We start from the raw sequence: 11,516 nt of genomic DNA, 5'->3' as shown, positions 1-11,516 counted from the left end.
GTGCGGGGGTCGCGCGGGGTGGCGGTGCCGACCGGGGTGGCCACCGGTGTCGGCGCGGGGCTGTTCGCGGGCGTGGTCGTTGTGCTGGCGCTGCTGGTGGACTCGGTGGTGGCCGGGCAGCTCGCGCTGGCGCTGGTGTTCGGGATCGTGCTGCTGTCGATGGTGCTGCTCACCGGGTACGGCGGGGTGGTGTCGCTCGGGCAGTTCACGTTCGTCGGGGTGGGCGCGGTGACGGTGGCGCGGCTCGGTTCGACGTCGGTCTTCTCGTTGCTGCTGGGGGCGCTGGTCGCCGCGGCGGTCGGAGCGTTGATCGCGTTGATCGCCCTGCGGGTCAGCGGGTTGTACCTGGCGCTGGCGACGCTGGGGTTCGCGCAGCTGATGGACAAGCTCGTGCTGCAGTCACCGATCGCGTTCGGCGTGCGCGGGTCTTTGCAGGTGCCGAAGCTGGTCGAGTCCGCTGCCGCTCAGCTGCTGGTGGCCGCCGGGGTGTTCGCGCTGGTCGGGGCCGGTGTGCTGGCGGTGCGGCGCGGACGGCTCGGGCGCCGGATGATCGCGGTCAAGGACAGCTCGGCGGCGTGCGCGACGCTCGGCATGAACGTCCGCTGGATCCGGGTCTGGGTGTTCTCGCTGTCCGCCGCGATCGCGGGACTGGCGGGCGGGTTGTTCGCGCAGCTGCGGGAAACCGTCGCGGCGAGCGACTTCCAGCTGTTCAACAACCTGCCGCTGCTGCTGTTCGCGGTGATCGCGGGCGTGACGTCGGTGTCCGGCGCGGCGTTGGGCGGGTTGCTGCTGATGCTGCTCCCGGTGCTGCAGAGCGGGTTCCCGGCGTTCGCGGGCGTGGCGGTGGTGTTGCTCGGCGTCGCGGCGGCGGGGCTGGCACGGGACCCCAACGGCCTGGTGAGCTGGATCTTCCGGGCCTGGACCTGGCGGCGCGCATGAGCACGTTGCGGGTGGAGGGCGTGACGGTCCGGTTCGGCGAGGTGATCGCCGTCAACGACGTGTCGTTGTCCGTCGACGTGGGCGTGACCGGGCTGATCGGGCCCAACGGCGCGGGCAAGACGACGTTGTTCGACGTGATCAGCGGGTTGCGGCGGCCGTCGGCGGGCCGGGTGGTGCTGGACGACGCGGACATCACCGCGAAGGGACCGCACCAGCGGTCGCGGCTCGGGGTGGCGCGGACGTTCCAGCGCCTCGAGGTGTTCGGGTCGCTGACCGTGTGGGAGAACGTCGTGGTGGCGCTGGAAAGCCGCCGCCGGTCGTCCCGGCTGGCCACCGGGCTGCTGGAACGGGTGGGGATCGCGGAGTTCGCGCCGAACCAGGCCGACACCGTGCCGACCGGTGCCGCGCGGCTGCTGGAGCTGGCGCGTGCGCTGGCCACCGATCCCTGTCTGCTGCTGCTCGACGAACCGTCGTCCGGGCTGGACCGCGCGGAGACCGACGCGTTCGGCGAGCTGCTGCGGGAGCTGGTGGGGGAGGGGCGTTCGGTCGTGCTGGTCGAGCACGACATGGACCTCGTGATGGGCTACTGCGACCAGGTCCACGTGCTGAACCTGGGACAGCTCCTGACCTCCGGCACGCCGTCCGAGATCCGTGCGCACGAGGGTGTCCGGGAGGCGTATCTCGGATGATCGGACCCCAAAATGATTGATCTCAGTGACGTCCACGCCGGCTACGGCCGGATCGAGGTGCTGCGCGGGGTTTCGCTGAACGTGCCGCGCGGCACCGTGACCGCGTTGCTCGGGCCGAACGGCGCGGGCAAGTCGACGCTGGTGAAGGTCATCAGTGGACAGTTGCGGGCCACCTCCGGGCACGTTCATCTGGGCGGCGTGCACGTGAACGACGCGGCGCCCGACCAGCTGGCGCGGGCGGGTCTGTGCACGGTCCCGGAAGGCCGTGCGATCTTCCCGAACCTCACCGTGGCCGAGAACCTGCGGCTCATGCGCGGTGATCCGGCGGTGGTCTACGAGCGGTTCCCCAAGCTGAAGGCGCGGCAACGGCAGCTCGCGGGCTCGATGTCCGGTGGTGAGCAGCAGATGCTGGCGTTCTCCCGCGCGTTGATCACCGACCCGGCCGTGCTGGTGATCGACGAGCTGTCCATGGGGCTCGCGCCGGTGATCGTCGCCGAGCTGTACGAGGTCGTGAAGGAACTGGCGGAGAGCGGGGTGACGATGCTGATCGTCGAACAGTTCGCCGAGACGGCGTCCGCCGTGGCCGATCAGGTCGTCGTGATGACGCACGGCGAGATCTCCGGGGACAACGACCTGGCTTCCGTCTACTTCGGAGGGACGTCGTGAGGTACGCGCTCGTTCTGCTGCTGCTCCTGCTGTCTCCGGCACCGGCCGAGGCTTCGGAGATCGGCGGCTTCACGCTGTCCGCACGCGCGACACCGGTTTCGGTGCTGCTGACGACCGATCTGCTGCCGGTGCCCGCGGAACCGCAGGGTGAGGTGCACCTGTCGTACACGCAGACCGAGCTGGGTTCTGGCCCGATCGGCCGGTCGCTGGCCAGCTCGCTGTGGCCGGGCGCGGCGGTGGGCACCGGGTTGCCGCAGCTGGTCGGGTTCGCCTATCCCGTGCAGGCCAACGCGGCGCACCCCGGCGGCCCGGCCGACGAGTCGAAGTCGGGCATGCGGGCGGGTGCGTCCGCGTCGAAGGCGGAGTCGTACGCGGGGGCCAAGCAGGAGGTGCCGTTCCTGCTCACGGCCGACGGGATGGCGTCGTCGAGCGTGAGCTCGGTGTCCGGCACCGAGGCGCGTTCCTCGGCCGTGTCGTCCGCGCAGACGATCTCCCTGCTGGCCGGGCTGGTCGTGATGTCCGGGGTGAAGTTCGAGTCCGTCGCGGTGAGCGACGGCGGCAAGGGAAGCGGCACGAGCACGTTCTCCGTCGCGGAGATCGCCGTGCTGGGCCAGAAGTTCCCGGTCACGGCGCCGGGCGCGCCCCCGGACGGGCTGCTGAAGGCGTTGGAACCACTGGGGATCACGCTGACCTGGCCGACCTCGGGCACGAAACTCGAAGGCACCTCGGCGACCTCCACCAGCCGCGGCCTGAAGCTGACCATCGACGTGCTGGCGTTGCGGACCAAGCTCGGCCTCGGCGGAATCCTCGACGGGATCGTGGCTCCGCTGCTGCCCAAGGAACTGGTGCCGCTGCTGAACCCGTTGCGCAAGATGGAGGTCATCGTCGGCGACACCGAAGCCGTCGCGAACGCTTCCGCGTCGTCGCCGCTGACGCCGCCGGATGTCCCCGTGCCGCAGGCACCTCTGGTTCCGCCACCCGCGGACGGCGCGTTGGCTCCGCCCTCGCCCGGCACGCCACCGGTCGCCGGTGTCACGCCACCCAAGGCCGTGACGCCTGTCGCGTCGATCCGTTCCAGGCCCCGCTCGCTGCTCGACTTCCCCGGGGTGCCGGCCCTGCTGGTCCTCACCGGACTCGGCGTGGCCGCCGCGGGCGCGTTCGGCATGAAGTCGTTCGGCACGTTCCTGCTGGGCGGCGCTCCCTGTCCCTCCGGACACCCGACCGGTGTCCCAGACCTGCGCAACGGGTGACCACATGACCATGCAGGACCGGCGCCGGGCGCGGATGCAGAGCGGGCTCGGCCTGATCGGCACGATGCTGATGACGGCGGGGATCGCGGCGATCCTGTTCGCCTGGTGGGGTGTCGCGCACACGGGGTACGTGTTCGAGCAGATCCCTTACGTCGTCTCGGGCGGGATGCTCGGGGTCGGGCTGATCGGCGTCGGCGGATTCCTCTACTTCGGATCGTGGTTGGTCAAGCTGCTGGAGGAGCAGCGGCAGACCACATATGCGCTGTTGCAGCTGCTGGAGGAGCGTGACTCGGAGCGCGTGGACCAGCTCTGAGCGATGATTCCGTCGTGATCGGTTGGTTTCGCCACTACTTCCCCGACGACGACGTCTGGCTCCACTACGAGGTGGACGACGAGGGCTGGGTGTGCCGGCAGGTAGATCTGCGCGGCGTGGACATGCGGCCGACGACAGCCGCGTCGCTGGCCGAGGTGATGCACGCGCGAGACACCGGCGGTGTGGAAGCGGTGATCTCGTACGAGCAGAGGTTCGGCGTCCTGAGCGAGGGGTGCCAGCCGGACGGGTGGCACGGCCAGGACGGCGTCGAGGAGATCTCCGCAGAGGAGTTCGAACAGACCTGGGCCGTGGCCCGCGATGCGCTTGAACATGGCAGCTAGTAGCGTGTCGCGGCTTGGTTGTGCTCCCGGTTGTGGATGAAGGGACCCTTCATCCACCTCAGGTCGATGAAGGGTCCCTTCATCCACGGGGCAAGCGCCAGAACTAAGCCGCGACGCGGCACTAGGCATTGACGGGTCGGCAACTGCGACGCATGGCCACCGTTTCAAGTGGATCGAGTGTGGGAGCGCTACCACATGATGTCCTGACGAGGCGGATGTTGTCCGGTTCATCCCCTTGAACCATTGGTTTAGACCAGTTAACGTGCTCCCCATCACGTACCCCTGCACGTGAATGGAGCACCATGAAGAGGTTTCGCTGGCAGTTCCTGACCATCGGCCTGGCGGTGGCCGCGGTGGTCGGAGGCGTTGCCGCCGCTCCCGCGAGCGGCGCGACGGGCGTGACGGCGGCGTTCACCAAGACGTCGGACTGGGGCAGCGGCTACGAGGCCAAGTACACGATCTCCAACAGCGGCGGGTCCGCGCTCACGTCGTGGACCGTCGAGTTCACGCTCCCGAGCGGACAGTCGATCGCGTCGCTTTGGGACGGTTCGTACGCCGCGAACGGGCAGACCATCACCGTTCGCAACACCTGGAACGGCAACGTGCCCGTCGGTGGCAGCACGAGCTTCGGCTTCACCGTGCGCGGTTCCGGTGGCACCCCGACGAACTGCAAGATCAACGGCGGTTCGTGCGACGGCGGCACCCCGCCGACGACCACGACCACCACGACGACGACCACTACGTCGAACCCGCCGTTGCCCGGCACCGGCCGCGGCGCGCCCTACCTGTACCTGGGCTGGGGCAACCCGCAGAGCGCGACGCAGGTCATGAGCTCGACCGGCGTCAAGTGGTTCACCCTCGCGTTCGTGCTCTCCGGCGGCGGGTGCACCCCGTCGTGGGACAGCCAGCGCCCGCTCACGGGTGGCGCCGACCAGCAGACGATCAACGCCATCCGCGCGGCCGGTGGTGACATCGTGCCGTCGTTCGGTGGCTGGAGCGGCAACAAGCTGGGCCCGAACTGCTCGACCCCCGAAGCCCTGGCAGGCGCGTACCAGCAGGTCATCAACGCCTACGGGCTCAAGGCGATCGACATCGACATCGAGAACTCCGACGAGTTCGAGAACACGACGGTGCAGGACCGGATCATCACCGCCCTGCGGATCGTCAAGCAGAACAACCCCGGCATCCAGACGATCGTCACGTTCGGCACCGGCACCACCGGCCCGAACTTCTACGGCGCCCGGCTGATCGACCAGGCCAAGGCGCTGAACGCGAACATCGACGTGTTCACGATCATGCCGTTCGACTTCGGCAGCTCGAACATCCGCACCGACACCATCGGCGCGGCCACCGGGCTGAAGAACAAGCTCAGGTCGACCTTCGGCTGGAGCGACGCCGAGGCGTTCAAGCACGTGGGCATCTCGGGCATGAACGGCCTGTCCGACCAGCGCGAGCTGACCACGGTCGACGACTGGACCGCGATCCGCGACTGGTCGAAGTCCAACGGCCTCGGGCGACTGGCCTTCTGGTCGGTCAACCGCGACCGCGGCGGCTGCGACGGTCAGGTGGCCGCGAACTGCTCGGGCATTCAGCAGGCCGACCTCGCGTTCACCCGCGTCACCGCCGGTTTCTAGAGAGTCACTCGCCGTCAGCGCCACTTAATCCGGTGGCGCTGGCGGCTTACTCTTGTTCCATGCGACGACGACGATCCTGATCTTCAACTGATCTGACCCGAACCGCGACGGCGTGGGCGTGGTGTTCGCACCTGCTCCCGATCTACGCGCTGTACGCGTTGTTCTTCGCCGACAGCGGCCTGTCGGACGCCTCCATCTCGGTGCTATTCACGATCTGGGGGCTGACCGCGGTTGTGTTCGAGGTGCCGTCAGGTGCCATCGCCGATCGCTTCTCGCGCCGTTCGTCTTTGGTCGCCGCCGGTGTGCTGCACGCCTTCGCGTACGCGTCCTGGATCGTCTTCCCGACGTTCTGGGGCTTCGCTCTCGGGTTCGTGCTGTGGGGTCTCGGCGGAACGCTGACCTCGGGCGCGTTCGAGGCCTTGCTGTACGACGGGCTCGCGGCCAACGGTGACGAGTCCCTGTACGGACGCCTCAACGCACGGATCGACACGATCGAGCTGATCGTGCAGGCACCGGTCGCGGTTCTCGCCACCGTGTTGTTCTCGTTCGGCGGCTACGAGCTGGCCGGCTGGGTCTCCGTGGCGATGTGCGTGTTGTCCTCCGTGATCGCACTGCGCTTCCCGGAAGCCGCACGTGGTGCTGATGATGACGACGACCTGGGATATCTGGAGACTCTGCGAACCGGTCTGCGTGAGGCCGTGCCGATCAGACGCGCTGTGCTCGCGGTGGCACTGGTCTACGCGATCGACGCGATCGAGGAGTACTTCACCTTGCTGGTCCAGGACTGGCACGTGCCCACGGTGTGGGTGCCGCTGGCCACGATCGGCATACCGCTGCTCGGCGCCGCCGGTGCCTCGCTGGCCGGCCGGTTGCCGTTGCGCGGCTGGGTGCTCTTCGCGTCCGGCCTGGTGCTGATCGCGGCGGCCGCGCTCGCCGTGCCCGTCGCCATCGTCGTGCTGGGACTGTTCTACGGGCTGTACCGGTTCGTGTTGGTGCATGTCGAAACCGAGCTGCAGCACCAGATCGAGACCGATGCCAGGGCCACCGTGACGTCGGTGGCCGCGATCGGTTCGGAGTTCGTGGCGTTCGCGATCTACGGCCTGTGGGTGCTCGGGTCGGCGATGGCGATCGGCGTGCTGATCCTGGTGGTGGCACTCGTGATCTGGCGGAGGTGATCAGCGTGCTCGTCGCAGGCACAGTGTCCACAGACAGCCTGCCGCGGCCAACGCGCCTCCGGCCGCCAGTGCGGCCGGGATGCTGGTGTTCGCGATCAGGCCCAGCAGGATCGGGCCGCCGCCCAGGCCGATGTCGATGAACGCGCTGGCCGTGCCGGACGCGGCGCCGCGCTGGTGCGGCTGGGCGGTGGCGAAGATGGCGGCGAAGAAGGCGGGTGTGCTGAAGGTGACGCCCGCGCCGAGGACGATGCTGCCGGCGATGAGGGTGTGCGGGGTGGCGGTGAGGACGAGGCCGGTCGCGATGACGGCCAGGGCCGCGGCGCCGAGCTTCAGGGGCGGCACGCGGTCCGGGACCTTGGCGAAGAGTGCCCGGCAGGCGACGACGGTCGCGCCGTAGAGGAAGAGCGGGAGACTGGTGTTGGTGTAGCCCGACTCCTGGGCTCTCAGGGCGGCGAACGTCATGAAGCCGCCGCTGGCCGCGAGAGCCGTGCACAGGGCGATGCTCGGCGGGATCGCGGGCCGGTGGATCAGCTTGGTGTTTCGTTCGTGGCCTGGTGTGCCGGTTTCGCCGATGAACATCGCGGCGGCGCAGGCCGCCGTGCAGAGCGCGGCGGCTGTCAGCCAGGCGGTGGGGAACGATCGTCGCGTGAGGACCTCGCCGAGGGGCGGGCCCGCGGCGAGGCCCAGGTACAGGCCCAGCGAGTTGAGGCTGAGGGCTTCGCCGAGGCGGTCTGGCGGGGCGATGTCGACCAGGGCGGCGAATCCGGCGACGAAGAACGCGGCTTCGGCGACGCCCAGCAGCAGCCGCAGCGCGATGATCGTGGGCAGGTCGGTGGCGAGCGCGGTCAGGGCGAGGCTGGCGGCGGCCAGGGCGGCGCCGCCCATGAGCAGCGGTCTTCGGCCGATGCGGTCGGTGAGGCGGCCGGCGTAGGGGCGGAGCAGGAGCGCGGAGATCGCGAAGGCGCCGAACGCCAGGCCTGCCGCTGCTTTGGAGTCGCCGAGCGGGCCGGTGACGTAGAGCGGCAGGCTGTACACCGCGATGCCCACCGCGGTGAAGTAGCCCAGGTCAGCGGCGGTGAGCAGGGCGAAGCGCGGGGTCAGCAGGCGCGACATCGCAACAGCGTGCGCTCGGCCGGCGGTTTTCGCGACACCGCGAACCCGGCCGCTCAGCGTCCACCTGGCCGATTCCACCAGCCGAGGCGTAACGCCAGGATCTGCGGAACAGATCAAACTGCACAAACCAGGACATTCGCGGAGGCCGCCGTGCTCGTCGTCCAGATCTTCCTGCCACTGGCGCTCGCCCTGGTGATGTTGGGCCTCGGCCTCACCCTGACCACGGAGGACTTCGCCAGGGTCGCCAAGTACCCCAAAGCCGCGATCATCGCTCTCGTCTGCCAGGTGGTCGTCCTCCCGGCGATCTGCCTGGGACTGGTCCTGGCGTTCGGGCTCAAGGGCGTGCTGGCGGTCGGCATGATGCTGCTGGTCGCCTCGCCGGGCGGAACGTCGGCGAACCTCTTCAGCCACCTGGCGGGCGGCGACGTGGCGCTCAACATCACGCTCACGGCGATCAACTCGGTCCTCGCCGTGTTCACGTTGCCGATCGTGGTGGGCCTCAGCATGGCGCACTTCATGGCGGACAACGCCGAGGTCGGGTTGCAGCCGGCGAAGTTCGTGCAGGTCTTCGCGATCGTGCTGGTGCCGGTGGCGATCGGCATGCTGGTGCGCCGGAAGTTCGAGGCCTGGGCGCTCAGGATGAACGACCCGGTGCGGATCGCGTCGGTCGTGGTGCTGGTCCTGGTGATCATCGCCGCGATCGCGCAGGCCTACCAGCAGCTGATCGACAACATCGCGACGCTCGGGCCGGTGGCGTTGCTGCTCAGCATCCTCAGCCTGCTGATCGGGTACTACGTGCCGAAGGCGTTCAACGTCGAGCGCGGACAGGCCGTCGCGTGCGCCATGGAGATCGGGATCCACAACGCCACGATCGCGATCACGCTGGCGTTGACGGTCCTGAACGACGAGGCGATGGCGATCCCGCCCGCCGTCTACGGCGTGCTCATGTACCTGCCGGCGGCGGTGGCGGCGCGGTTGCTGTCCCGGAGCAAAGCCGTGGTGTAAAGCAGTTGTGTCCGGGGTTAGGTTGATCGTGACATGCGTTCAACCTCAACCTTGTTCATGGCGGCCGTTCTCGTTGCCGCAACCGCCGTTCCCGCCCACGCCGCGGGAATCGTCCGCACTGACACCGGATTCGTGTCAGGAACCGTCATCGACGCCCAGCGCTCGTTCCAGGGCATCCCGTTCGCCGCGCCGCCCACCGGGGACGGCCGGTGGCGCGACCCGCAGCCCGCAATGCCGTGGCAGGGCGTCCTGCGGGCCACCGAACCCGGCCCGCGGTGCGCGCAGGACGAGGGGCTCGGCAGTCCGGCCAGCGACAGCGAGGACTGCCTGTACCTCAACGTCACAACACCGAAGAACGCCCAGAACCGGCCCGTCCTGGTCTGGCTCCACGGCGGCGGCTTCACCAGCGGCGCCGGGTCGGACTACGGCGTGGACCAGTTGGTGCGCAACGGTTCCGTCGTCGTCACGATCAACTACCGGCTCGGCGCGTTCGGGTACTTCGGCTTCCCGGGCCTGGAGGGTTCGGGCGCGTTCGGGCTGAAGGACCAGCAGGCAGCGCTGCGCTGGGTTCAGCGCAACATCCGGCAGTTCGGCGGGAACCCGCACAACGTCACGCTGTTCGGGGCGTCGGCGGGCGGACTGTCGACCTGCGCCCAGCTGACGACACCCAGGACACAGGGCCTCTTCCACAAGGCGATCATCCAGAGCGGACCGTGCCAGCTCGGCCTCCCGGCGGGGGAGAACCAGGTCCACCACACCTGGGCGAAGCGCGAGGACGTCGAACAGGCCGGCACGAACGCACCACACGGATGTGCCGACATCGCGTGCCTCCGCCGGCTGTCGGTGCGGCAGGTCAAAGCGTTGACACCGCTGTTCTCGGCACCTGCGTACAGAACGGAAGCCTTGCCGGACAATCCGATCACCGCCCTTCAACAGGGCCGGTTCCACCGGATTCCCGTGCTCACCGGGACCACGCGGGACGAGCTGACGGTGTTCGTGGCGATGTTCTACCCACCGCTGGACGCGGCCGGGTACGAGCAGGCACTGGTCGGAGGCTTCGGCGCGGCCAAGGCGAAGCAGATCGTCGACGTCCACCCGCCGCTGGGTGGCGACGAGCGGGTACAGCTCTCGAAAGTGCTCACCGCGATGACCTCGACGTGCACGACCGACGAGCTCAGAGCGCAGACCGGAGCATTCGGCTACGAGTTCGCCGAGCCGCACCCGCCGATGATCTTCCCTGGCATGCCGGAGTTTCCGTACGGCGCCTACCACGGGTCGGAACTCCCGTTCCTGCTCAGGTATGGCACCGTGCGGCTGACCGGCGAGCAGCAGAAGCTCGGCGACGAGATGGTCGGGGCGTGGACCAGGTTCGCGCGGACCGGACGTCCCGGCTGGGAGCGTCACGAGGTCCGGCTGTTCGCGACCGAGCAGGTCACACCGGTGGACCACCGGTGCGACCTCTGGTCCTCTTAGGACAGCACGGCTGGTGGTGGCACGGGTCGTACTGTTGCGGGGTGGGTGAGTAGCCGGCCGCGTGGCAGTACCAGTGGAGGTGGGTGTTTGTTCCGGTTGCTGGAGACCGCTGTCCGGGTCGAGCCGCTGGAAGGGGAGGGGCTCACCAACGTCCTGCACCTCGTCACGCTGGCCGACGGGCGCAAAGCCGTGCTGCGGCAACCGAAGGTGGCGCGCGACCTGCCGAAGTTCGTGGTGCCCGGCGCGCCGGAGATCCTCGCGCACAACGGTCGCGGTGACGTGCTGGTCGAGTACGTCGAGGGACGGACCCTCGCGGACGCACTGCCGGTGTCCGACGAGGTCTGGCGGAGCATCGGCCGGGCGTTCCGGAAGATCCACCGCGTCGGCCTGCTGCACAACGACGTGAATCTCCACAACATCATCGTCGGCGACGGTGAGGCCACGCTGATCGACTGGGACAACCCGGGACAGGGCAACCCGCTCGACGAGCTCGCCGCGTTCGAGGAACACCTCTACCTGCACGGAACCGTGCTGCCCCAGGCGTTCTGGATCGGGTACGGCCACACGCCGGACCTGAACCTGCTGCGCGTGCACCGGATCGCCGGCTGCATCGGCTGGCTCGCGAGCGAGGACTGGCGGGAGTGGGAGGCCGACCGGACGCTCACCCCCGCGAACCTGGCCAGGGTCCGGAACTGGCGGCGACTGCTCGCGCGGTGGCTCGCCGACCAGTTCCGGACCGACCTACTAAGCACCTGACCAGAAGTCTTGTCCGAAACCTCACGACTCGTTGATGCCGAGCGCGTCTGCAAGTACCACCAACTCTTGATCGAATCGCCCTCAACTACACCCAACCGGTTCGTCACCCGACGAACCGTTGCCGTGTCCTCCGTCCAGAACCGCCCTGTTGGTAGTAGAAAA

The 11,516-nt window shown here is 68.8% G+C and carries 12 protein-coding genes; 11 read left to right on the top strand and 1 reads right to left on the bottom strand.

Annotation, left to right across the window (positions count from 1 at the left end; translation table 11 throughout):
* The 8 genes from B0F77_RS40305 to B0F77_RS40270 form a co-directional block, all read left to right on the top strand.
* Positions 1-939, top strand: a 939-nt coding sequence (locus tag B0F77_RS40305; RefSeq protein ID WP_143467175.1) for a branched-chain amino acid ABC transporter permease, incomplete at its 5' end; no start/stop codon positions are given.
* Complete coding sequence (locus tag B0F77_RS40300) at positions 936-1,628, top strand: ABC transporter ATP-binding protein (RefSeq protein WP_086668333.1); 693 nt, start codon at positions 936-938, stop codon at positions 1,626-1,628. The genes B0F77_RS40305 and B0F77_RS40300, both read left to right, overlap by 4 nt.
* 12 nt (positions 1,629-1,640) lie before the next feature.
* Positions 1,641-2,294 carry an ABC transporter ATP-binding protein gene (locus B0F77_RS40295; protein ID WP_086668332.1) on the top strand — a complete coding sequence of 218 codons (654 nt, stop codon included), beginning with the start codon at positions 1,641-1,643 and terminating at the stop codon, positions 2,292-2,294.
* The gene (locus B0F77_RS40290; protein ID WP_086668331.1) at positions 2,291-3,544 is read left to right on the top strand and encodes a choice-of-anchor P family protein; all 1,254 of its coding nucleotides are present in this window, start codon (positions 2,291-2,293) and stop codon (positions 3,542-3,544) included. The genes B0F77_RS40295 and B0F77_RS40290 overlap by 4 nt, the downstream gene beginning before the upstream one ends.
* Positions 3,545-3,548: 4 nt before the next feature.
* Positions 3,549-3,857, top strand: a complete 309-nt coding sequence (locus B0F77_RS40285; RefSeq protein ID WP_086668330.1) for a hypothetical protein — start codon at positions 3,549-3,551, stop codon at positions 3,855-3,857.
* Between the two features lie 14 nt (positions 3,858-3,871).
* Positions 3,872-4,198, top strand: coding sequence for a hypothetical protein (locus B0F77_RS40280; RefSeq protein ID WP_086668329.1), 327 nt, complete (start codon positions 3,872-3,874; stop codon positions 4,196-4,198).
* A 302-nt stretch (positions 4,199-4,500) separates the two neighbouring features.
* Positions 4,501-5,832, top strand: a complete 1,332-nt coding sequence (locus B0F77_RS40275; RefSeq protein WP_086668328.1) for a cellulose binding domain-containing protein — start codon at positions 4,501-4,503, stop codon at positions 5,830-5,832.
* Between the two features lie 158 nt (positions 5,833-5,990).
* Positions 5,991-7,007 carry an MFS transporter gene (locus B0F77_RS40270; RefSeq protein ID WP_245849293.1) on the top strand — a complete coding sequence of 339 codons (1,017 nt, stop codon included), beginning with the start codon at positions 5,991-5,993 and terminating at the stop codon, positions 7,005-7,007.
* On the opposite strand, the gene B0F77_RS40265 is transcribed toward B0F77_RS40270, so the two are convergent.
* Positions 7,008-8,198, bottom strand: coding sequence for an MFS transporter (locus B0F77_RS40265; protein WP_483868455.1), 1,191 nt, complete (start codon positions 8,196-8,198; stop codon positions 7,008-7,010).
* 72 nt (positions 8,199-8,270) lie between these two features.
* Between B0F77_RS40265 and B0F77_RS40260 the strand changes: the two genes are divergently transcribed.
* The 3 genes from B0F77_RS40260 to B0F77_RS40250 all read left to right on the top strand — a co-directional run bounded on the left by B0F77_RS40260 (position 8,271) and on the right by B0F77_RS40250 (position 11,354).
* Positions 8,271-9,125, top strand: a complete 855-nt coding sequence (locus B0F77_RS40260; RefSeq protein WP_245849291.1) for a bile acid:sodium symporter family protein — start codon at positions 8,271-8,273, stop codon at positions 9,123-9,125.
* Between the two features lie 33 nt (positions 9,126-9,158).
* Positions 9,159-10,598, top strand: coding sequence for a carboxylesterase family protein (locus tag B0F77_RS40255; RefSeq protein WP_086668325.1), 1,440 nt, complete (start codon positions 9,159-9,161; stop codon positions 10,596-10,598).
* Between the two features lie 87 nt (positions 10,599-10,685).
* Entirely contained in the window at positions 10,686-11,354 is a 669-nt protein-coding gene (locus B0F77_RS40250; protein ID WP_158102958.1) for a lipopolysaccharide core heptose(II) kinase RfaY, read from the top strand.
* Positions 11,355-11,516 lie beyond the last annotated feature (162 nt).

The sequence above is a fragment of the Lentzea kentuckyensis genome (genome assembly GCF_002150765.1).
GTDB classification, from domain to species: domain Bacteria; phylum Actinomycetota; class Actinomycetes; order Mycobacteriales; family Pseudonocardiaceae; genus Lentzea; species Lentzea kentuckyensis.
This window is presented reverse-complemented; position numbering and strand designations above follow the sequence as displayed.